General features: G+C 67.5%; 19 protein-coding genes. 6 read left to right on the top strand and 13 right to left on the bottom strand.

Going from position 1 to position 20,368, the window contains the following annotated elements:
• Positions 1 to 3: 3 nt before the first annotated feature.
• Positions 4 to 795: a hypothetical protein gene (locus BLR68_RS15350; RefSeq protein WP_018185941.1), complete on the bottom strand. Its 792-nt coding sequence runs from the start codon at positions 793 to 795 to the stop codon at positions 4 to 6.
• Between the two features lie 51 nt (positions 796 to 846).
• Between BLR68_RS15350 and BLR68_RS15345 the strand changes: the two genes are divergently transcribed.
• Positions 847 to 1,263, top strand: a complete 417-nt coding sequence (locus BLR68_RS15345; protein ID WP_018185940.1) for a DUF6283 family protein — start codon at positions 847 to 849, stop codon at positions 1,261 to 1,263.
• 19 nt (positions 1,264 to 1,282) lie between these two features.
• Here BLR68_RS15345 and BLR68_RS15340 read toward each other — a convergent pair whose 3' ends face one another.
• The 5 genes from BLR68_RS15340 to BLR68_RS15320 all read right to left on the bottom strand — a co-directional run bounded on the left by BLR68_RS15340 (position 1,283) and on the right by BLR68_RS15320 (position 6,194).
• Complete coding sequence (locus tag BLR68_RS15340; protein ID WP_018185939.1) at positions 1,283 to 2,359, bottom strand: hypothetical protein; 1,077 nt, start codon at positions 2,357 to 2,359, stop codon at positions 1,283 to 1,285.
• Between the two features lie 51 nt (positions 2,360 to 2,410).
• Positions 2,411 to 3,415 (bottom strand): hypothetical protein, encoded by a 1,005-nt coding sequence (locus BLR68_RS15335; RefSeq protein WP_018185938.1) that lies wholly within the window; start codon positions 3,413 to 3,415, stop codon positions 2,411 to 2,413.
• Positions 3,412 to 4,383 (bottom strand): hypothetical protein, encoded by a 972-nt coding sequence (locus BLR68_RS15330; protein ID WP_143015795.1) that lies wholly within the window; start codon positions 4,381 to 4,383, stop codon positions 3,412 to 3,414. The genes BLR68_RS15335 and BLR68_RS15330 overlap by 4 nt, the downstream gene beginning before the upstream one ends.
• Positions 4,384 to 4,483: 100 nt before the next feature.
• A complete protein-coding gene (locus tag BLR68_RS15325; RefSeq protein WP_143015794.1) occupies positions 4,484 to 5,086 on the bottom strand; it encodes a hypothetical protein in 603 nt (200 codons plus the stop codon).
• Between the two features lie 7 nt (positions 5,087 to 5,093).
• A complete protein-coding gene (locus BLR68_RS15320) occupies positions 5,094 to 6,194 on the bottom strand; it encodes a DNA-methyltransferase (protein WP_176770695.1) in 1,101 nt (366 codons plus the stop codon).
• A 383-nt stretch (positions 6,195 to 6,577) separates the two neighbouring features.
• Between BLR68_RS15320 and BLR68_RS15315 the strand changes: the two genes are divergently transcribed.
• The 4 genes from BLR68_RS15315 (at position 6,578) to BLR68_RS15300 (ending at position 10,591) form a co-directional block, all read left to right on the top strand.
• Positions 6,578 to 7,213 (top strand): M23 family metallopeptidase, encoded by a 636-nt coding sequence (locus BLR68_RS15315; protein ID WP_081626416.1) that lies wholly within the window; start codon positions 6,578 to 6,580, stop codon positions 7,211 to 7,213.
• 88 nt (positions 7,214 to 7,301) lie between these two features.
• Complete coding sequence (locus tag BLR68_RS15310) at positions 7,302 to 8,891, top strand: RecB family exonuclease (protein ID WP_018185932.1); 1,590 nt, start codon at positions 7,302 to 7,304, stop codon at positions 8,889 to 8,891.
• A gap of 109 nt (positions 8,892 to 9,000) precedes the next feature.
• Positions 9,001 to 9,630, top strand: coding sequence for a hypothetical protein (locus tag BLR68_RS15305; RefSeq protein WP_018185931.1), 630 nt, complete (start codon positions 9,001 to 9,003; stop codon positions 9,628 to 9,630).
• Positions 9,631 to 9,697: 67 nt separating this feature from the next.
• Positions 9,698 to 10,591 carry a hypothetical protein gene (locus BLR68_RS15300; RefSeq protein WP_018185930.1) on the top strand — a complete coding sequence of 298 codons (894 nt, stop codon included), beginning with the start codon at positions 9,698 to 9,700 and terminating at the stop codon, positions 10,589 to 10,591.
• 326 nt (positions 10,592 to 10,917) lie between these two features.
• Here BLR68_RS15300 and BLR68_RS15295 read toward each other — a convergent pair whose 3' ends face one another.
• Positions 10,918 to 11,433: a single-stranded DNA-binding protein gene (locus BLR68_RS15295; protein ID WP_018185928.1), complete on the bottom strand. Its 516-nt coding sequence runs from the start codon at positions 11,431 to 11,433 to the stop codon at positions 10,918 to 10,920.
• 207 nt (positions 11,434 to 11,640) lie between these two features.
• Positions 11,641 to 12,522, bottom strand: a complete 882-nt coding sequence (locus tag BLR68_RS15290) for a 3'-5' exonuclease family protein (RefSeq protein WP_018185927.1) — start codon at positions 12,520 to 12,522, stop codon at positions 11,641 to 11,643.
• 173 nt (positions 12,523 to 12,695) lie between these two features.
• Here BLR68_RS15290 and BLR68_RS15285 point away from each other — a divergent pair, with 173 nt between their 5' ends.
• On the top strand, positions 12,696 to 13,277 hold the full coding sequence (locus tag BLR68_RS15285; protein WP_018185926.1) for a hypothetical protein: 582 nt from the start codon (positions 12,696 to 12,698) through the stop codon (positions 13,275 to 13,277).
• 53 nt (positions 13,278 to 13,330) lie between these two features.
• Here BLR68_RS15285 and BLR68_RS15280 read toward each other — a convergent pair whose 3' ends face one another.
• From BLR68_RS15280 to BLR68_RS15260, 5 genes are all read right to left on the bottom strand, one after another.
• Positions 13,331 to 14,248, bottom strand: coding sequence for a KTSC domain-containing protein (locus BLR68_RS15280; protein ID WP_018185925.1), 918 nt, complete (start codon positions 14,246 to 14,248; stop codon positions 13,331 to 13,333).
• Positions 14,249 to 14,320: 72 nt separating this feature from the next.
• Positions 14,321 to 18,466 (bottom strand): DNA polymerase III subunit alpha, encoded by a 4,146-nt coding sequence (gene dnaE / locus BLR68_RS15275; RefSeq protein WP_018185924.1) that lies wholly within the window; start codon positions 18,464 to 18,466, stop codon positions 14,321 to 14,323.
• A 43-nt stretch (positions 18,467 to 18,509) separates the two neighbouring features.
• Positions 18,510 to 18,974 carry a hypothetical protein gene (locus BLR68_RS15270; protein ID WP_018185923.1) on the bottom strand — a complete coding sequence of 155 codons (465 nt, stop codon included), beginning with the start codon at positions 18,972 to 18,974 and terminating at the stop codon, positions 18,510 to 18,512.
• 93 nt (positions 18,975 to 19,067) lie between these two features.
• A complete protein-coding gene (locus tag BLR68_RS15265; RefSeq protein WP_018185922.1) occupies positions 19,068 to 19,949 on the bottom strand; it encodes a hypothetical protein in 882 nt (293 codons plus the stop codon).
• A gap of 26 nt (positions 19,950 to 19,975) precedes the next feature.
• Positions 19,976 to 20,278: a hypothetical protein gene (locus BLR68_RS15260; protein ID WP_018185921.1), complete on the bottom strand. Its 303-nt coding sequence runs from the start codon at positions 20,276 to 20,278 to the stop codon at positions 19,976 to 19,978.
• Positions 20,279 to 20,368: the final 90 nt, after the last annotated feature.

Here is a 20,368-nt window from a genome sequence, read left to right as displayed (position 1 = left end):
TCCTCAGCGTTCGAAGGTCAGGGTGAAGGGTGCGACGCCGTCGGTGCGGGTCATGCGGTCGGTGGGCCGGGCGAACTGGGTGGCGGCCCAGAGCGCTTCGTGGTCGTCGAGGTCGCCGGAGCCGGCACGGTAGGTCTTCCCGCCGGCGGTGATCTTCTTTGCGACGAGGCCTTCGCGGCCTTCGTCTTCCCAGTCGAGCTGGATGGAGTCCCATCCCTGCTCGGCGGCGACCTGGTTCAGGTACCGGGTGGCTGCGGCGTCGATGTCGTCGCCGATGCTTGCGGAGCTGCGGCCGGTGACACCCTTCCGCCACTCGTACTGCAGCGCCCCGATGCGCTCGCGGGTGGCGTCCTTCCCGACGCGGAGCTCGTAGCGGGTGCCGTGCTTGACGAGGCCTGCGGACTTCGCGTCCGCGTCTGCCCACTCGGCGAGGTCGCGGTAGTCGAGCCCTTCGCGGTGGACCCACTCGCCGTCCGCGTCGTACATGCCGAGGTAGCTCATCGAGTCGTACCCGCCACCGCCGGTGAAGACGATCTTGTCGGCATCGATCGGCGCGGTCTCGAACGCCTGGCCAGCGAACTCGGCAGCAAGGTCGCGCTGCGCGGCGAGCCACTGCCGGTGGATGCCCTTGAACCGCTGCTTCCCGTCCTCGATGCGCTGCTCGCGCGCGGACTTCGTCGGGGCTTCGGCGGTGAGGGTGGCTTCGGGGGCGGAATGGGTCTGCTTTCCGAACTCGCCGGACTTCTGGCGTGCGGATTCACGTGCGGCCTTATCGACGGCGCTGATGTCGGTCATGCAGATGATGTACGCGGCTACCGTGGAGAGGTGACCGCGAATGAGGGTGCCATGCCTGCATCTCCTCGCCCGCGCCCGTGCGCGTCCTGCCCGTACCGCCGCTCGGAGAGCAACTCGGGTGTCTGGCATGAGAGCGAGTACGAGAAGCTCCCCCGCTACGACGCGGAGACATTCGCGCAGCCGGTGGAGACATTCATGTGCCACCAGGGTGACAGCGAGCACGTCTGCTCCGGCTGGCTCGGCCACGCCGACCCGTCACGGCTGCTCGCTGTCCGCATCGGCATCATGCGAGGGCACCTAGACCCGTCATGTGCGGAGTACGCCACCGACGTTCCCCTGTTCTCATCCGGCCAGGAGGCTGCCGATCACGGGATGCGGGACCTTGAGTCGCCGAGCGCGGCCGCTCAGGCGACGATCGAGAAGGTCACGCGCGCCCGGGCGAACACGGGGAGCCCCGTCCAGCGCTGACCTCGCGCGGGGCGCGAGGTCAGCGGGCGACGCCGTGTTTGGCTGCGGCGGCGGCGAGAGCCTGGTCGGCGGCCTTCTTGGTGAGGTCCTTGTTCTTGACCTGCGCCTTGATCTCGAGCTCCTCGAGGACGAACTCGACCGGGCGGCTGTGCTTGGTGGCGATGGCCTCGGCGACGACCCGGATAGCGTCCTGCTTCGCCTTGGTGCGTGCGGGGTCCTGCTCGCGGTCGCCGTACCACTTCGCGTACATGAGCTGGTCGGTGGCCCAGATGACGGCGGCGCGTTCGGTCTTGAAGCTCTCGCCCCACTGCCGACGGCCGGACTCGGGCGGTTCCGGGTAGACGACGAGCTCGGAGCCGTCGGGGGTGAGGGCGTTGGCGATCTTCTTCGCTTCGCGCTCCGCCTTCGCCTTCTCCCGCTCGGCGCGCTCCTCCTGCTTGCGCTTCTCGTCGGGGGTGAACATCTTCGTCGGCTGATTCAGGATCGACACCGGCGCCGAGGGGTAGCAGGTTGTGCAGGCCCGCTCGCCAGCATCCCTGACGATCTGGTCCTCGTCCATGCCGGAGTAGTCGACCATCCACGCGAAGCTCGTCCGGCTCCCATCTCGGTTGCATGTACTGCAATGCATCGACGAATGGACGTGGCCGTTCGTGTTGTCGACGAGATAGGCGCGGGTCCACGGGCGGCGACGGAACTCCGCCTCGTACGGGCGTGCTTCGAGGGTCAGCGCGTCCACCTGCTCCCAGATCTTCCCGACCTTCTCCTCGGCGTCGGCGACGAGCCCGTCGTAGTAGTCGAGCTGCCCCTCCCAGTGCTCCCCGCCGTTCTTCTCGGCGTCGGCCTGGGCGCGTTCGAGGTCGCCCTGCTTGCGCTCGAGGTCGTACTCGGCGTACTTCAGCGGCTGAGCGGCCGTGGCGCGCTGGTTGTAGATGTCGGCGAGCTTGGTGTCCACTGCCAGCGGGGCCCAGGAGGAGAGGTCGATGCTCGCGCCGAGGGTGATCTCGGGGGCGGAGTGGCCCTGCGCGCCGAAGCGGCCTGTGGCCTTCTCGCGTGCGTTCTCACGGGAGGCTTCGACGTCGTTCGTGATGATGACCATGGTGGGCTCCTCGTCAACGGTGTGCTGGTGTCTTCATGCGCGGCGGCGCGGTCAGACGGTGACGGTCACGTCCGACCGGTAGGCGGGCATGTGGACGCCGGCGATCTTGTCGAGGGACCCGTAGCCGAGCTCGGAGTCCAGGCGGGCGGGGCGGTCGGTGTTGATGCTGGTCTTGTACGCGCCGGCGAGCTTGGCGTCGTAGCTGCGTCCGTTCCACGGGTCCACGAGCAGCAGGTACGGGTCCTCGATCGCGACCTCACGCTCAGCGTCACCGTGGGGGCCGTAGCCGGAGAGGGCGATGTCGGCCGGAGCGGTGTAGGAGACGAGCCGCAGTCGCCACTGCTCGGAGGACTGGGGACCGAAGTCGAGGGAGTTGTTGTCGATGATCTCCCGGACAGCCTTCTGATTCGCCTCGGTCATCTCGATGCCGGCGGCGGTGAGCGTGTCGGTGAAGACCTTCTCGATGGCGGCGTAGCGCTCGTCCTCACCTTCCACCTCGGATGCGGTCTGCAGCGCGCTGCCGAACGTGTCGTCTTCGGTGGCGGGGATCTGCACGAGAACGTCACCGTTGTGGCGGACCAGGTCAGGGACGGTCTCTGACTCGTCGAGCTCGCCAACCCAGGAGGTGAGCTCCTGGCGGGTGTCATCGTCGATGTCGAGGTCTTCGGGGTCTTCGCCGAGGATCTCCGCGAGGTACTCGTTCACGTTCTCCCAGTACGCCTCGCCGTCGCGGAAGTTGTCGTCGATCGCGTGCAGGCTCTCGTCGTCGTCACCGCGGAGGTACGCGTCGAGCTGCTCCGGCATGAGCTGATCGTCGTACTCGACATGCAGGAGCGTCGGCCGCCACCAGGTCGCGGGGCGTGCGTTCAGCACACCCTCCGCGTGGTCGATGAGCTCAGGGTGGCCGTCGAGGATACGACGGAGCTCCGTGAGTGCTGTGGCGCGGTCATCAGCGGGCGCTGCGAGCGCCGCCTCGGGGGCACTGTGGTGCTGCGAGCCGAACTCGCCGGACTTCTCGCGTGCGTTCTCGCGCGCAGTGACGGCGTTCATGTTCATGCTGCGATGTCCTTCTGGTGGTGCTTCTTGTACCAGGCGTTGAGCACGGCCGTGACGAGGTCGCGGTGCTCCTCGGGGAGGGACGACACCGTCTCGTCGACGGCGTACCCGCTGGTGAGGGTGGACTTGGCGTTGAACGCCCGAAGGACAGCGACCATCTCCGCGTCACTCGGCACGCGGCCTGCCAGCGCGGCGTAAGCCACCGGGCGCCCGTCGATGCCGCGGGAGGCCAGCAGCGCCTCGTCTGTGAGGATGATGCCCCGCTCTCGGACATCCTGGATTCGCTGGAGCGGGTTGATCGCGATGAGCCGCTCGTTGAGCTCCTGCTCAACGAGCCGCGGGGTGAACTGCTCGGGCCAGAACGTCGCGGACACCGGGATGTCGATCGTGCCGTCGTTCAGCTCCTCGACATCCCAGCCGCTTCGGCTGAGTCGCTCGTCCGCGTCGTACGCGTCGCTGACGATGCCGCCGAGAGCAGCGGTCTTGCCGGCGAAGCCCCAGACCTCGGGGTCGATGATGGCGTGGCCGCGGACCATGTAGCCGCTGCCGTCTTCGCGCCAGGTGTCCGCGTGGCCCTTCCAGGTGATGTCTCCGACGGGGTTGTACCACTCCTCGGTCGGGATGACGGCGTCGTCGCCGGGGTCTCCGTAGGTCGGCTCCTCGGACACGTAGGAGGGGTACTCCTGGTCGGGGGCAAGGAGGGTGAGGGTTGCCTCGAGGACCTCGTCGGATTCGTCGGCCGGGATCCCGAGGGACTCCTTCGCTGCCTTCATGCTGCGCGGGGTGTACTCGCCGTTCGTCTCATCCCAGAGGAGCACGATCTTCGTGGGCTCTCCGTCGAGCTGGACGACGGGCGTGCCGTGGAAGCTCACCTCGGGGGTGCTGTGCTCCTGCTGGCCGAAGCGGCCGGTGGTCTTCTCGCGGTGGTTCTCACGTGCGGTCTCGGCCGCGGGGTTCTTCGTCGTCATGCTCACCATGTACGAGGCGGCGGCGGGGAACGCAACAGCGCCGGGCACGATGGTCCCGGCGCTGTGGTTGCGGCGTGGCCGCGGTTGCTGATGAGGGCTGTCAGAACCCGTACTCATTCAGCACGGCGTAGGCGGCGGGGAAGAGGACCCCGTCGCGGGTGATGACGTAGGACGGCTGCCGCTCGAGGGCGTCGAAGGTGTTCGCAGTGTAGATGCCGCCCTGCTCATCGACGTCGTGGTCTGCGACGTGGCGGAACTCGACCTGGCCGTCCTCGAAGAAGACGTCGGTGTCGCCGAAGGTCTTCACGCGAACGTCGTTGCGGAGGGCGAACTTCATCTCGTCAGCGTCCTGCTCGCTGAGGTCGGAGAACGCCTCCTGGAAGCGCTCGTTGATGTCGTCGTCGGTGACCGTGTAGACGGTGCGGATGCCCTCGTCGGTGCGGCGGAAAGCGATGGTGTCCTCGCGCCACTCGTTCTCTTCGGGACGGCCGATGGCCGCCTCGGAGATGTTCATTTCGACGGCCTTGCCGGCGGGGATCCGAAGCCACAGGTTCGCGCGACGCTCGCCGACGACGGCGCTGTTGACGATGACTGCCTCATCGTCACCGCCCAGGGTCAGCTCGGGTGCGGACTGGTGCTTCTCGGAGAACTCGCCGGCGCCATTGCGGCGGACATCGGCTTCGTTGAACTGTGTGCTGCTCATCGTCATGTCAGCCATGTACGGGGCGGGCGCCAGAGATGCGCTCACGGATGATGGCGGCGTGCGGTTCGCCGAGCTCGAAGCTGATGCTCTGGCGGCCGAGGGTCTGGGCTGCGACGGCCGTGGAGCCGCTTCCTGCGAACGGGTCGAGAACGATCTGGCCGGGGAGGGTGGCCATGCCGACCAGCCACTCCATGACCGACTGGGGCTTCACCGTTAGGTGCGTCTCGCCGTCGATGGTGATGCGCTCGGACTGCGGGGTCCGCCCGGTGTGGAAGAACGACCGGAAGAAGCGGGTCTTGCCCTTGTGCTCGTGCTCGTAGATCCCGGCGCTGCAGTCGTACGCGCAGCCGTTCGTCTCGTCGCAGTCGGGCGTGTGGAGGAAGACCATGTTGTGGGGGTAGCGGCCGCCGGCGTGCGGGGTGGAGCGCTCCATGCCACCGCGGACGTAGTACATGACCCCGTCCTTGGAGGGGACCCCGGGGGTGCGGGAGAGGTCTTCGGAGGTGGGGGTGTACGCGTCGGCGAAGTTCAGGAACCCGACGCCGTGCTCGCGGATGTTGTCGAGCCGGGTCATGCCGTCGGCGAAGGGCTTGCGTGCCAGGACGATGGGCTCGTAGGCGGGCTTGAACATCGAGTGGCAGTCGGCGTAGGTCTCTGCCATCTCCGGCTCACCGCGCTTGGCGAACTCCTTGGCGACGTTGAGGTCCACGAGCTTCTTGTCGGCACGGGTCCAAGCGAGGATCGACTCTTCGATGGTGAACCCGGCGTCTTCGATGGCGACGGTCAGGCGGTGGACGGTGCGGGAGGCTCCGAAGGCGATGAGGACACCGCCAGGCTTGAGGGCGGCGTACGCGTCCTCCCAGAACTCGACGTCGAAGGCGGGGTTCGCGTCGGCGCGGTCCCACTTCTTCCCGGTCTGACGGCCGATGTCCAGGCCGTAGGGCGGGTCGGTGACGATGGCGTGGACGGACTCGGCGGGGATGGCTCGGATGTGCTCGCGGGCGTTGCCCTGCACGACGATGGGGGTCTCGGTGTCGAGGTCGAGGGTGCGCACCCGGTCGAGCTCGGAGGCGTTCAGAGAGGTCGCGGAAACGGCGGAGGTTGTCATGCAGAGCATGTACGCGGCGTCTCCGAAAAGTCCGCACGGTCAGCTCCGCCAGGGTGCTGCCAAGCGTGTTGCCAAGGAGAATTGAGGCCCAAATCCCAGGCCAACCGGCATTTTCGAGTGCGCTGCCAAGATAGCCAACCGCAGGTGGGTATCCATAAGAGGGGAAAGAGGGTGCTGAGGGCCCTTTTCCTCTACTACTTACTTTTCTTCTTCATGTACTACCACTACTACTTGGCAGCCTTGGTTTGACCCTCTTTTCCCGCGTGATTCCGCGGGTTTTCTCTGCCAACCTGCCCTTGGCAGAGCCTGGTCCACCTTGGCCAGAATGACCGTTTTCGGCTGTTCCAAGGCGCAGGAAGGTCTCGCGCCGCATAGCCAGCCGTATGAGACACGTTCGAATGCGCGCCGCTCTGAGCGTCGCGGCGGCCTTGCTCGCCACCATCACCCTCGGGTCCTCCCCCTCCGGTGTCGCCGCGGCACGGGAAGACCCGGGGTTCCTTCCAGGCGCCCAGCACTACGTCGCGCCGTCCCCGCCGGGTGCCGGCCCCGCCGTCTCGCTCGATCGCGGTGGCTACGAGGTCGTCGTCATCCCATCGTTGCGGATGCCCGTCGCTGACTCCCCCATCTCGTCCCGATTCGGGCACCGCGTCTGCTCGTACGGGCCCTGCCCGACCTTCCATAAGGGCATCGACTTCGCCCTCCCCTCCGGGTCTCCCGTGCGCTCCCTGGCGGCCGGCACGGTCACCTTCGCAGCCCCCGATGGGGACTACGGCAACAAGGTCGTCGTGGAGCACACCGTCCACGGCGAGCGCTTCTCCACCGTCTACGCTCACCTGCTCACCGGCTCCGCGCTCGTCCGCGCCGGGCAGCAGGTGCGGGTGGGGGAACCGATCGCGAAGGTCGGCAACACCGGCTTGAGCTACGGCTCCCACCTCCACTTCGAGGTCCGGACAGGTGACGTCCCCGTAGACCCCGAGCGCTGGCTGGCCTCCCGAAACGTCGCCCCGTTCCCCGGTTGACGGTCGCGTCGCACGTCCCGGAGAGGACCGCGCATGGAAGACGGGAGCCTCTGCAGTCGCAGCAGGCCACCGTTCCCGGAGGTACCCCATGACTGACACCGCGACCGTCCCCGACGTCGCCACGGGCCACAAGCCCGGCGCGGAGACGAAAGCGCACTCGGACGAGGAGATCCTCGCGGCGATCGCGCCGGCCGCATGGCTGGGGAAGTCCCTCGTCGTGGCTGACCGGGACCTCATCGACAAGCGCATCCGCCGGCGGAACCTGTCCGCGTCCACCTCGAAGTCCGTCTCGAGCTGTGCGGCGCGCTTTGCCATCGAGTCGATGCTGCCGCGAGTGGTGAACCCCCTCGGCCCCGCCGAGCTCGGTTCAGGGGCGCACGAGATTCTCGAGCACTTCTACCAGCGGGACGCCGAAAAGCGCACCCTCAAAGCGCTGCGTTCGCACGTGAGGCCGGTGACCATCGAGCAGCTGAAGCCGTTCGAGGGAACCCCGCAATACGAGGAGATCTTCGCCGAGGTGCACAAGACCATCGGCGCCTGGGCGGAGATGATCTTCGAGGTCGAGAACCCCTCCCAGGTGAACGTGTTCGCCACGGAGATGGAGTTCAAGGGCATCAAGCTCAGCAACGGTGTCCCCTTCGTCGGCTACCTCGACCGCATCTCCATCGACGGCGACCCCGACGACCTCGACAACGCGAAGCTCCTCATCGAGGACTACAAGTTCGGCAAGAAGGTCAAGCGCCCCAGCCAGCGTTTCGGCGACGACTACGGCGACCAGATGCGGATCTATGACGATGCCATCGAGGTGAAGTACGGAAAGCCCGCAGGCTCCGCCACCCTCATCTGGCCGCGTCAGAAGCAGCTGGTTCCCGCCGACCTCTCCCCCGCCGCCAAGCGCGCGACCCTGGCGACCTTCGCCCGCTCGTGGGACTACATGAACTCCACCGCTGATGCGGCCGTATTCCCCGCGACCCCGTCCGCGCTCTGCGGCTGGTGCCCCGCGGCCAACAGCTGCCCTGTCGCGAACGTGAAGAGCGAGAACGCGCGCAACAACGCCAAGAAGATGCACGGCGGCGAAGAGGGCCCCGTGGCCCTTGGAATCCCGACCATCCGCCAGTTCGGCGGAGCCACCCCCGGCGGTGTCATCGAAACCGATGCCGTACCGCGCATGGAGAAGATGGCCGGCGACCTGCCGGTCATCACGACCGCTCAGGAGAGCACGATGACCACCACGATCCAGTTCCCCACGAACAAGTGGGCGGCCATGGCGACGATGCAGCTCGCCGACACCGCCGCGACCCACCTCGACATCCACGGGCAGAAGCTCAGCCCCACGAACATCCAGAACCTCACGTACGCGTTCGCCGGCATCGTCCGCGCGGTCAACGATGACGTGTTCGGCAACGGCTTCGACTGGTCGTTCGATTCGGCCTCCCGCATCGTCCATTCGCTGAACGCCTCCATCCGCTCCCGGCCCGCCCCGTTCGGACAGGACCTGGACGCGTGGACGAAGTGGCGGACCACCATCATCGGCCTCACCGCGGCGAAGCTCCGCGTGGGTCTCCCGCTGGTGGACGTCACCGAGTTCGGCGCGCCGGACTTCACGGCCCTGGCCGCGGCGACCGTCCTCCCCGAGCCGAAGACCGCCGTCGTCGAGCGCGAGCCCGCGCTCGTCTGACCCCATCATCCCCGGGGCTCGCGCATAGAAGCCCCGGGGTATCCACCCCACCCGCCGAGGATGGCACCCGCCGCCGAAGCATCCACCGAAACACAGATACGGAACCAACATGAGTGCACAGAACCTTTCGGAAGACGTCAAGCAGCAGATCGTCCTCGCGGCGGCAACCGTCGCCGGCCCCACCGCCACCCCCGGCGATGTCGCCAAGCACGTCACCCGAATCGCTGGTTACCTCAACCCCAACAGCGAGGTCCAGCGCGCGTTCGCCCAGATCGACAAGGTCGCGGAGAACACGGTCAGCTCGGCCGGCTTCGTCGGCACCATCATCGGCATCGCCAAGGAGGAAAGCTCCAAGCGCGGCGTCGTGATGTTCTACACCGGCGAGTCCACGCACAACAAGGACGGCAAGGAGCACCTGCGCACCGAGATCCTCGAAGGCGATGAGGACGCTCGCGCGCTGATGAACCTCATCAAGGGCTCGAAGGGTGACCCCGAGAAGGGGATCGCTCCGACCCCGAGCCTCATCGGCCACAAGGTCGGTGTTTCCTTCGACCGCGTGAAGAAGGGCGACGGCTCGGGCCACCAGGTCCGCGTCCTCAAGAGCGTCAGCGACCGCGGTGCGGACTCGGAGTACAACTTCGAGAACCCGGCCTACCAGCCGGCCTACGACAAGGACGAGCAGAAGAAGAACGGCGCGTCGAAGCTGGTCTTCTACCCCCGCGTCCCGGCGCTCGTCTGACGAGAACCGAGAGCAACCAGCCCGCGCAGAACCGTCTGCGCGGGCTGGTCTCGTCTGAGGAGAACCCATGACATTCACCCCTGAGATCGGCCAGATGGTCTCCGGTGCCGCCTGGTCCCCGACACCCACGCCCGACTACGTCACCGACGGCCTCGAACGCCTCGATGCCGCGTACGCCCAGCGCCGGGAAGCGAACGTCAACCCCCACGCGCGCACCAGCAACTACGGCGGGAGCATCGAGACCGACACGTTCACCGTGACCGCGTACTGCTGGTGCGACGGCGAGCGCTCAGGCCACGAGGACGGTTGCCCGCCGAACTTCTCCCACCCCGCCAGCGGCTTCAATGCGACCTGGTACAAGCACGCCCGGCGCGGCCAGAGCTGCAACCGGCCCATCACCGAGGACGAGTGGGCGACCATCGAGGCGGACTGCCTCACCGCGATCGCCGCCCTCGAACCCGCGTACGTCGTCCTCATCACCGGCAGCCGGGAGTTCGGCCTCGACGTCTTCGACCGCAAGCGCCTACTCCCTGACTGGAAGACCGTCCCGTCCCCGCAACGTGACGCCATGGTCGCCGCGTTCCGAAGCGCACGCGATCGCGCGGGGTCTCGCCCCCTGGTCATCCGCCACGGTGCGGCCGCCGGCGCCGACAGCCTCGCCGGCGCCCTCGCATTCAACGCCGGGGTCATCACCGACGTGTGGCCAGCGCTCTGGCGTCGCCCCGACGGGGATGCCGGCACGGGCTACGACCTCGAGCTCGCTCGGCAGATGAAGAACGTCTACGACTCCTCCAAGCCGTACCGGCGGGAGGCTGGCCCCGAGCGGAACAGTGCGATGGTCGCCGCTGGCGCGGATGAGTGCCTCGCGTTCCTTGCTATCGGCGCGGGCAACCGAGGCACCCGGCACTGTGCATCCGCTGCCAGTCGCGCGGGGATCCCCGTGACATTGGTCGAGGCATAGGCCGCCTCGGGCGTCAGCACGTGAGAAGGCCCTCCGGCTTGATCGGAGGGCCTTCTTGCGTGATGGCGAACGTGGCGGGATATGCCGCCGTGACGTCCGTGACGGTGCAGTGCGCGACGAGATGCCGCGGGGAGGCGATGAGGGTGTGAGCGGGGCTGTGGGGCCCGGCCATCACTACGAATGCCCCCGGCATGTGCCGGGGGCATTCGAGGCGGGCGTGCGAGCGCAGCGAGGGCGCCCGGGGCACGCAGAGAGGGCCAGGAAGTTGCCTCCCCGGCCCTCTCAGAGGTCCGTTACCTGAGTGGCTCAGGTGTCAGACGTTGGCGTCAGAACTCGACGTCGTCCACAGCCGGGGCGGCGGGAGCCGTCGCCTGGGCGGCAGCCGCGACCGGGGCCTGAGCCTGGGCCGGGGCCTGCGCGGGGGCCGACTGCTCGACCTGCGGGCGCTCGGCCGGAGCCTGGGCGCCATCGCCCTTCGACGCGGTGCGCGTCAGGGCAGCCGTCGCGTAGCGGAGCGAGGGCCCGATCTCGTCGATCTCGAGCTCGATGGAAGTGCGGTTGTTGCCTTCCTTGTCCTGGTAGGAGCGCTGCTTCAGGCGGCCGGTCGCGATGACCGCCGTACCCTTCGTCAGCGAACCAGCCACGTGCTCCGCGTACTCACGCCAGATCGACGCGCGCATGAAGAGCGCCTCGCCGTCCTTCCACGAGTTCGACTCGCGGTCGAACGTGCGCGGGGTGGACGCGATCGTGAAGTTCGCGACGGGCAGGCCGTTCTGCGTGTACCGGAGCTCCGGGTCCGCGGTCAGGTTGCCCACGACAGTGATGATGGTTTCGCCAGCCATGATTGGTTCCGTATGTCTTTCCGTGTGTGCCCTTGCGGGCGGCGAGTCCGTCCGGGAAAGGTTCCCGTCCGGGGTGTTACAGGCCCCGGTTGAGGCCTGCAGGTCTTCTATGCGCGGTGCCGAACTTTTCGTGTGACACCTGCATCCCGTCCGCTTCTCGCGGTCGGTGATGCCTCTATGCGCGAGGGTTCGGGGTTAGTGAACGCCTCAGCGAACGTCCGCACTGGCTTCCAGGAGCGCCCCGCGGACCCCTGCGACGACGTCGGAGGGCAGCACGTCCTGGCTGGCTGCCAGCAGGCGCACGAGCTGCTCGGCCATGGACGCGAACCCGGCGACGACCTCGATGGCGGGGACGCCTTCCAGCAGGGACTGGATGACCTTCGGGGGCGCGACGGTGAGAACCTCGTCGCCATCGCCGTTGAGGAACGTGTCGTGCTGGATGTACTGCTCGGTGATGGCCAGGGCCAGCAGCTGCCGGGCGACGGGGTCGGTCGTGCCACCTTCGGTGATGGCGCCGGCGTAGAGGTTGTCGAATGCCCGCTGGTGACGGATGTCGTCCTCGACGTCGGCGATCGCACGGTGCGTCTTGGACGGCTTGGGCGGAACGATGGGCATGCCGACGATGTGCTGGTAGCGCTTGCGGGCCGAGGAGATGTCCTGCTCGTCGTAGGTGAGACGTGCGGCCAGGCGCTTCATCTGCACCTGCACCTGCGGCTTGTCGTAGCGGGCGACGCCGGTGCCGGCGATGGTGACTTTCTGGCCTTCCGGCAGGCGCTCGTCCAGCAGGGCGAGGACGCCTGCCTCTGCCTCGTCGAGGGTGGGGAGCAGGTGAGCGTCGGGGCCGGTGAGGACGTCGTACAGGCCGCTGGCCTTGTGCATGTCGAGGACGAACGGGATGGCGCGAAGCTCCTCGAGGGCTTCCTCCGTCGGACGCACCACCGTCTCGTATCGGCCGAGCTCCTGGCTGAGGTCTGCGGTCATGAGGATGGCACCCACCTCGAAGATGGCGGAGTTGGCGACCTCGGTCGGGCCGTCGGTGTCCTTGACGCCGGGGCCTTCGAAGTCGATGTAGAGGAGAGGGGTGCTCATGGGAGGGGTTCTTTCGTGTGGTTCGGGGGCAGGCTGACGCTCACCTTCGCGGGCGTCCTCCCCTACATGCGCGGGCGGGGGCGGGTGGAGTGACCATGCGGGTGCCGCCAGGGCGGAGTAGAGTCCGGCCATCACAACGACGTGATGTCGGGGACACGAGCTTGGGGGCTCAGATGGACGAGGTCATCGCAGAAGACAGTGGGCTGCGCACACGGCTGACGCCTGCGGACTGGGCGGCGTACGACCGGTGGAGTGCAGTGGCCGACTCGCCGCCCCGCGAGATGCTCCCGGGCTTCCTCCTGGCGCGGCAGATCGCATGGGTGATCGCGACGCTGTACGGGGCGGGGCTCGTCTTCAGCCTTGCGCTGGGCCTCACCGACGGGCTGAACGCGGAATGGGTTGCCGCAGTCTCAGCCGTCATCTTCGGAGGTGCGTGGCTGGTGCCTGAGTGGGTCCGCCACCGGGAAGAGAGCGCGGTTCGCGCTGGGGCCGAGATGCGGCGCGACGAGGTTGCGTCGGCGGCTGAGGCTGCGGGACCTTCGGAGCAAGAACAACGGGAGGAGCATCTTCGGCGCGTCCTGCCACGTCTGGCTGCCGACCCCGGTGAGCACGATCGCGGGCGAGGCCGCTTCTTCATGACCGGGGACTATGACCCCGGCCTGTACATGGCACGTGGAGGGCGACAGGAGCAGGACCGGCTGATGTCTCTCGGCTATTCCTCATACGACGAGTACGAGGCCAACCACCCCGATTGAACGGCGACGGGCACCTGTCCGGTGGATCAGGTGCCCGTCGTTTGAAGCAGGTATCAGGCGTGCTGGGCCTGACGTGGTGCGTTGTGCACGGACGGGCAGCGGTGCTCGGCGCCGGCGTAGAAGTAGTTGCCGCACTCTTCGTGCTGGGTCACCTCGAACTTGGGGGCGACCTTCTTCACGAGCGCGTTGTAGGCGGCGCCGATGGAGTACGACGACATCATGTCCTCGTACGTCTCCCGGTCCACGCGGTAGCCGTAGAACCGGCCCTGCAGGTTCATGACGAGCTGCTCGTCGTTGGGGTTGTAGCCCACGCCCTGGATCCAGGAAGAGTCCACCGCCTTCATGCGGACACCCTGGGAGGCGAGGCGTTCCCGGCGGCGGAGGAGGATGTCGCGAACGTCGCTGAGCGCGCGGGACGGCCGGCGAGCTTCGAGGGACGCGAGAACGGACTCGGCGACGTACTCGGCGTGCTCGGCGGGCATGCCGACGGCCGAGACGGAGTATCGGCCGTTGCCGTTATGGGTGACACGGACGTGGCCGGTGATCGGGCCGTGAGGCGTGACGGCTTCGACAGGGACGTCGAAGGTCTGGCCGCTCGCAGCATGACGGCGGACGGCGCTGACCGACGGCATCCGGACCTTGGTGTCGGTGCCCTCGTAGGTGCGAAGACGAGCGGATTTGCCTGTCTCGTCTCGACGCGGCATGAGGTCGTATCGGCCGCCTTCAGCGATGGACTCGGTGCGCTTCCACCACAGGTCTGCGCTTTCGGTGTCGGCGAGCTTCATCTGCGGCTGCGCGGGAACGAACCCGAGGGCTGCGAGCTGGGCCCGGCGGGACTCGAGGAGGGACTCGGTCGTGACGGGGAGCACGGCCTCGGGGGCGGAGTGCTGCTGCCCACCGAATCGTCCGGTGGCTCGGGAACGAGCAGCCTCGCGGGACTGCTCCGACTGCGCGCTGATGATGTGCGTCATGCCGTCCATGTACGCGGCGATGCGAAGAGATGGTGGGACGGGCCTCTCTCCTTGCCCGCCCCACCGGGTCACCTACACGACCTCGAACTGGGCGATGACGCGCCCGTCGGCCGCGGCGTAGGTGAAGTGGGTGTTCCCCTGGACTCGGCCGGGGGTGAACGTGGCGTTCTTTTCCTTCCACGATTCCGGCATCAGGAACAGCAGGTCGCTCTGCCTGCGGGCGTGACCGCGCTCGATAGTGAACGTGCGAGGGGCGTGCTGCTCCGTCTCCGGCGCCTCGTCGGCGTAAGGGTCGGCCGGGACGTCGAAGTCGGGCATCTCGTCCTGCGCAAGGAGCTCTTCGAGGGTGAGGGGCGCCTCAGGCACCGGCATGTCGAGCGCTTCCGGCGCGGCCGGCACCTCGAGCACGCGGTTGAGGACAGGGACGACGACATTGGCGGGAAGGCCCCCGGTGATGGGGTCGTCGAGCCGGATGGTGTCGATGCGGCGAACGGTGAGCTGGCGGACCTTGACGATGGTGATGTTGCCTTCGTCGTCTTCCTGCTCGTACTCGCGGATGCCGACCTTCGCGGTCACAGCGACCGGCCAGCCGATGGGCGGGATGCCGATCTCTCGCTGTTCGGTGAGCTCCTTGTCCCACATGATCCCGTCCACGCGCTCCTTCGAGCCTTCGAGGACGATGGACGCCTTGCGGCCGCCCTTGTAGGAGCCCTCGGAGAACGCGGCGAGCAGGCCGATGACGGTCACGACAGCGCCGGACTCGTTCGGGATACGGCCGATGGGGATGCCCTTCTCCTCGACGACGCCGTACGGGGTCTCTACGACCTTCGACCAGTTCTTGATCTGCCCAGCGAACACCACCAGCGGGTGGGTGCCCAGGCTCACGCCGAGGCGGTGACGCTGCCGTGCGGAGCGTTCGATGACACCCCACTCCATGGCAGGCACGGGCCCGGGCAAGGCGGGCGAGGCGAGGCGAGCGACGGTGGCAAGGCCCAGCCGGGGGCCGAACGCATCCATGGCGCCGGACTCGATGAGACCTGCGACCTGGTTGGCGGGCAGTCCCTTCCCCTCGACGTCGACCCGGCGGACGAGGTCGGTGATGTTGGCGAACTCCCCCGATTCCTTCCGCGCGCGCACGACGTACTCCCCGGATCCGGAGACCCCCGCGACCTCGGCCAGGCCGATGCGGACCTTGTCCATGCCCTCAGGCTTGGAGTGCACGTCGGAGAGGTTCACGTCCGGCGGGAGGACCTCGATGCCCTCTGCGGGCAGGGCCAGGAGCGCCTCGACGCGGCGGTCGTTCTCGGTGGTGTTGGCGAGGATGGCGGCACCGTACGCGCCGGGCCAGTTGGCCTTGAGGTATGCGGTGTAGTAGCCGATGTACGCGTAGGCCATCGAGTGCGACTTGTTGAACGCGTAGGAGGCCGCGCCCTCGAACATCGCCCAGATGCGCTCGGCGGTGTCCTGGCGGAAGACGGGGCTGATGAGCGTGCCGTGCTCGTCGTGGAACTCCTTGGGCGCTCCCTCGAGGAAGTCGCCCTTGATGGAGGCCATCTTCTCCTTGTCCTTCTTGCCGATGGCGCGGCGCAGGGTGGAGCGCTGGCCCGCGTCAAAGCCCGCGATCGTCGTGCCCAGGAGCATCATGGATTCCTGGTAGGCGAGGATGCCGTACGAGGCGCCGAGCCGGGTGGCCAGCCATTCCGCTTCGGTGGCGTCGGAGGTGTACAGGTCGTACGAAACCGCTTCCTTGCCGTTCTTGCGCAAGCCGTAGTGCTCGGGCATGCCGGCGGAGATGGGGCCGGGGCGGAAGAGGGCGTAGATGGCGCCGAGGTGCTCTTCGTTCTCAGGCTGCACGTCCTGGATGAGCTGGGTCATCGCCGCACCCTCTGCCTGGAAGATGCCAGCGGTCCGGCCGTCGCGCAGCAGCGCCCAGGCCTTCTGCACTCGCGGGTTCGTCAGGTCGGACGGGTCAGGAATCGACGTCATCGTGATGACCTCGCCGGTCTGCTCGGCGATGTAGTCGAACGCGGTGTGCATGATGTCGAGGTTGCGGAGAGCGAGGACGTCGAGCTTGAGGAGACCGAACTTCTCGCAGTCCTTCGAGTCCCACTGCGTGACCAGGCGCACACGCTCGGTCCCGTCGGGGAGGGTCTTCTTGTTCTGACGCAGCGGGATGAGGTCGGGGAGGTAGCGATCTGAGACGACAAGGCCGCAGGCGTGGATGGACGCGCCGTTGATGACCATGTCGAACTGCATCGCGAGCTCGACGACTTCGAGGGCTTCCGCGCCTCCCTTGTCGAGGATGCGACGGAACTCGGCCGACTGCGGGTTGTCGACGTCGAGGAGGTCGTTGAACCCCATGGGGTTACCCATCTCGACCGGGATGACCTTCGTCAGCTGAGCGCCGATGCGGCCGGCGCCCAGCAGGCGTGCGGCGTCCTTGACGGCGCGGCGGCTCTTGGAGACGCCGTAGCTACCGATCTGGGCGACGTGGCCGACGCCCCACTTGTACTCGAGGTAGTCGATGATGTCGTCACGGCGGTTGCGCTCGAAGTCGATGTCGAAGTCGGGCCAGTCGGAGCGACCACGCTCGATGAACCGCTCGAACAGCAGGTCGTGACGCAGCGGGTCAAGGCCCGTGATGCCGAGAGCGTACGCGACCATTGAGCCCGCTCCCGAGCCGCGGCCGGGGCCGACGAGGATGGGCGCTTTCGACCCGTCGCAGCCGTCCACGTCGCACGTGACGGGGCCGGCATCGCGGACCTTCATGTGGATGCAGGCAGTGGACTTCGCCCAGTCGCAGAGGTCCCAGACGATGAGGAAGTAGTCCTCGAAGCCCATGAACGCGATGACCTCCCACTCCTCGTTCAGGCGGTCACGGACCTCCTGCGGGAGCACGTCACCGTAGATGACCTTCGCTCCGTTCAGGACCTTCTGCTTGAGGTAGCGGCCACTGTCGGTGATGCCAGCGGGGAGGGGGTAGACAGGCAGGAGGGCGTTGCCGTCGGGGACGACGTCTTCGGCGACGCGGTCGGCGATGACCTGCGAGTTCGTGCACGCCTCCGCCCACCACTTGCGAGGGTGGTTCTCGGTAACGGCGGGGCGGCCGAACGTGTTCAGGTAGAACGCTTCGCGCTCGACGCGGAGGATGAACTCTTCCACGGCGGGGTCGTCGATGTCGCCACCCTTGAGTGCCCAGTTCAGGGCTACGGTGATGTGGTCGGGGTCGACCTCGGCCGGGGCGAGCATCTTGGGCAGCAGGGGGTTCTCGAGCGCGTCGCGGAGAGCGACCAGTTGCGTACCGCTCATGGTGAGCGTTCCGTGGCCGGGGCGGTCCGGCGCGAACAGCCCGTACATCTCCTCGGTGGTGCGCAGGTGGTACCCGGTGCCGGTGAAGCGGTAGCGCTTGGGGTCGTCGAGGGGGCGCACGCCCTCTTCGGCGGTGGCCTTGCCGCTGAGGGTGCGAAGCGCCAGCCACGCATCGTGGGCGTGCGCGTCGCAGTCGTTGGTGAAGTGGGAGTCGTTGGTGGCGACGAGGGCGACGCCGTGCTTCTTCCCCAGGTCGTACATCTTCGGGAGGGCGGCGGTTTCCACGCGGATGCCGTGCTCCATGACCTCGAGGAAGAGGTTGTCCTTGCCGAACGTCTCGACGAGCGTGGTGAGGTTGCGCTCCGCCAGGTCGATGTTGCCGCCGGCGACGGGTCCGAGGATGGGCCCCCCGAGGCAGCCGGAGAGGGCGATGATGCCCTCCGAGTGCTTGGCGAGGAGCGCGATGTCGGCCATGGGGTACTTCGACCAGCGCGTCTGCTCCGACGCGTTCGTGATCTTCACCAGGTTGTCCCATCCAGCGCGCGAGGTCGCCAGGAGGGTCAGGTGGTAGTAGTTTTTCCGCTTGACGGCGCCTTCGTTCTCGTCGGAGTCGTCTGCGAGGTCACCGCTGGTCTCCATGTAGGAGCGCTCGAAGCGGTTACCGAACGTGCCGTCCGCGGCGACGGAGAGGTAGATCTCCACGCCGGGGGCGAGCTTCACGCCTGCGGCCTTGGCTGCTTCCTTCGCCTTCCAGAGGCCACCCATCGAGCCGTGGTCGGTCACGGCGAGGGTGTTCTGTCCGTTGGCGGCCGCGACCTTGAAGATGTCCTTCAAGCGCGCGAGGCCGTCGAGCAGGCTCGCTTCGGTGTGCACGTGGAGGTGCGAGAACTGAGTGTTCATGGTCGTCATCCCATTCATCCGCGGAGGAGAGAGGTTCCGCGGGACAGTGCCTCTATGCGCGGTGGCTCGGAGTGCGAAGGACCGTGTACCCGCAGGCGACGAGGTCGGTGAGGGTGGCGTAGCCGCCGTAGGAGTTCGTCCAGAACACGTCCCCGAGCTCGCCGTCGTAGATGAACGACGGTGCGTACGTGAAGGTCTCAGGACCGTGCGGGCCGTTGAGGCGGATGACCGTTCCCTCTTCCAGTACGTCCTCGATGTCGAGGTCGGGGTCAGTGGCGGGGATGGTGTCGGCGAACAGTTCGGGGTTCGCGCCCAGGATCGCCTCGGCGGTGAAGATGTTCGCCTGGTCGTCCGGATGGTCGATGGTCGCCGATGCCCACACGGCGTCGTGGACGATGCCGGCGTCGTCGACGTGCCCGGCGATGAGGGTGGCGACAGCTCGGTAGCGGATCCCGTCGCTGTCCTCGGGGAGGTCGAAGGTGACGATCGCACCGAGGGAGGTGGGGAGCGTGTTCATGGGGTCAGGCCTTCAGGTCGCGGAGCGTGCGGGCCCTTCCCGTATGCGCGAGAACGCCCCACGTGATTCACGTGGGGCGTTCTGGTGTCGGAGTCAGGCTGCGCGGCGGCGCGCTTCCGTGGCGACGTTGTCCGCGTCTTCGAGCATGGCGACCAGCCGCTCAGCGGTGGAGGTGCTGTACTCGGCGATCGCTTCCTGCATCCCGGAGAACGACCCGAAGTGCTTGCGGACGACCATCTCTTCCAGCTCGCCCCGAAGGCGAACGGGGAGGACTGCCCGGAGCGGACCGCGGACCGCACCGACGTTCGTGGTCGCGGAGCGGACCCGGCTTTCGATGTAGCTCTCGAGCTCGTCGGCGTCAGCACTGTCGGTGCGGCCGAACTCGGCGGTCGCGATGGAACGCCAGCGCGCCTCCCCCGGCTTGGGCTGGTAGGCGAGCAGCTTCTCGGCGAAGGCGGCGTCCGCCTGCGTGCCGTGGTGGTCTCGGAAGTCCTTGTGGGCGTCGAGGGCGGCAGCGTGTTCCGATGTGCCACCGTTCTGGACCCGGCGCCGGCGGGTTCGCTCGGCCTCCAGGGGTGCGAGGTTGCCGGCGATCGTCTTGGCCAGGGCGTCGGCGTCTTCCATCTCTGCGACGTTCTGGGCGTACTCCGGACCGTATCGGTGAGAGCGCTTCTCTGCAGCACGTCGCCTGTCGGACTCGACATTCCACTGGGAGCGTGCCTCGTCGATGCACTCGTCCAGGTCCTCGTCGTAGAGGTACGGCGCGCCGTCTTCTACTTCCTGCGGGGTGAGCTCAGCGAGGGGCTTGGAGAAGTGGAGGAAGATGCCGTTCTGCGCGTCGGCGCGCTCGGCTTCGGCTGCAGCGAGGTCGAGGAGACCGCTGTCGGGTGCGCTGTGAGCCTGGTTGCCGAACTGGCCGTTGCGCCGGCGTGCGGCTTCGCGGTTCTGCTCGTCCAGGGCGTTGATGTCTGCCATGACCGCTATGTACGCGGCATGGCGCTTCAGACCCAATCGCGCCTGGTTAGCTCGGCGCGAAGCGCCCCGATGATGAAGCCGATGTGGTCCTGCCTGTCGCCGGTGGCGTCACGGTGAGCGGTGCTGGCTTCGTGGATGCAGTCGTGGATGTCCTCGACGGCAAGATTGCGCGCGATGGTCAGCACGTCCGCCACGGCGAGCTCGCTGAGGGGCTTGTCGAACCCGAGGAACACGTGGGGGTTGGCTCTGGGCTGCCCCCAGGCGTCGAAGGCGGCCGCACTGTCAGCGAGGAAGTCCGGGGTGCTCAGCTGGCTGCTCTCCTCGCTCATACCGTCAGATTATGCGACCTCAGCAATGTGAGCGGGGCCGCCATCGAGCCTGAGCCGTCGCGAAGTGGCACTGCCGCCCTCATCTCAACA

Source organism: Microbacterium sp. 77mftsu3.1, assembly GCF_900100525.1.
Classification (GTDB): domain Bacteria; phylum Actinomycetota; class Actinomycetes; order Actinomycetales; family Microbacteriaceae; genus Microbacterium; species Microbacterium aquilitoris.
The sequence above is the reverse complement of the archived record's forward strand: the minus strand, read 5'-3'. Positions and strand labels throughout refer to the sequence as shown.

Excerpts from the sequence above, each read along its gene's own strand:
- BLR68_RS15280 (WP_018185925.1), bottom strand. The coding sequence starts at position 14,248 with ATGACGCACATCATCAGCGCGCAGTCGGAGCAGTCCCGCGAGGCTGCT.
- BLR68_RS15345 (WP_018185940.1), top strand. The coding sequence starts at position 847 with ATGCCTGCATCTCCTCGCCCGCGCCCGTGCGCGTCCTGCCCGTACCGC.
- BLR68_RS15300 (WP_018185930.1), top strand. The coding sequence starts at position 9,698 with ATGACATTCACCCCTGAGATCGGCCAGATGGTCTCCGGTGCCGCCTGG.
- BLR68_RS15315 (WP_081626416.1), top strand. The coding sequence starts at position 6,578 with ATGAGACACGTTCGAATGCGCGCCGCTCTGAGCGTCGCGGCGGCCTTG.
- BLR68_RS15310 (WP_018185932.1), top strand. The coding sequence starts at position 7,302 with ATGACTGACACCGCGACCGTCCCCGACGTCGCCACGGGCCACAAGCCC.
- BLR68_RS15285 (WP_018185926.1), top strand. The coding sequence starts at position 12,696 with ATGGACGAGGTCATCGCAGAAGACAGTGGGCTGCGCACACGGCTGACG.
- BLR68_RS15305 (WP_018185931.1), top strand. The coding sequence starts at position 9,001 with ATGAGTGCACAGAACCTTTCGGAAGACGTCAAGCAGCAGATCGTCCTC.
- BLR68_RS15325 (WP_143015794.1), bottom strand. The coding sequence starts at position 5,086 with ATGAGCAGCACACAGTTCAACGAAGCCGATGTCCGCCGCAATGGCGCC.
- BLR68_RS15260 (WP_018185921.1), bottom strand. The coding sequence starts at position 20,278 with ATGAGCGAGGAGAGCAGCCAGCTGAGCACCCCGGACTTCCTCGCTGAC.
- BLR68_RS15320 (WP_176770695.1), bottom strand. The coding sequence starts at position 6,194 with ATGACAACCTCCGCCGTTTCCGCGACCTCTCTGAACGCCTCCGAGCTC.
- BLR68_RS15290 (WP_018185927.1), bottom strand. The coding sequence starts at position 12,522 with ATGAGCACCCCTCTCCTCTACATCGACTTCGAAGGCCCCGGCGTCAAG.
- BLR68_RS15340 (WP_018185939.1), bottom strand. The coding sequence starts at position 2,359 with ATGGTCATCATCACGAACGACGTCGAAGCCTCCCGTGAGAACGCACGC.
- BLR68_RS15350 (WP_018185941.1), bottom strand. The coding sequence starts at position 795 with ATGACCGACATCAGCGCCGTCGATAAGGCCGCACGTGAATCCGCACGC.
- BLR68_RS15265 (WP_018185922.1), bottom strand. The coding sequence starts at position 19,949 with ATGGCAGACATCAACGCCCTGGACGAGCAGAACCGCGAAGCCGCACGC.
- BLR68_RS15330 (WP_143015795.1), bottom strand. The coding sequence starts at position 4,383 with ATGACGACGAAGAACCCCGCGGCCGAGACCGCACGTGAGAACCACCGC.
- dnaE (WP_018185924.1), bottom strand. The coding sequence starts at position 18,466 with ATGACGACCATGAACACTCAGTTCTCGCACCTCCACGTGCACACCGAA.
- BLR68_RS15270 (WP_018185923.1), bottom strand. The coding sequence starts at position 18,974 with ATGAACACGCTCCCCACCTCCCTCGGTGCGATCGTCACCTTCGACCTC.
- BLR68_RS15335 (WP_018185938.1), bottom strand. The coding sequence starts at position 3,415 with ATGAACATGAACGCCGTCACTGCGCGCGAGAACGCACGCGAGAAGTCC.
- BLR68_RS15295 (WP_018185928.1), bottom strand. The coding sequence starts at position 11,433 with ATGGCTGGCGAAACCATCATCACTGTCGTGGGCAACCTGACCGCGGAC.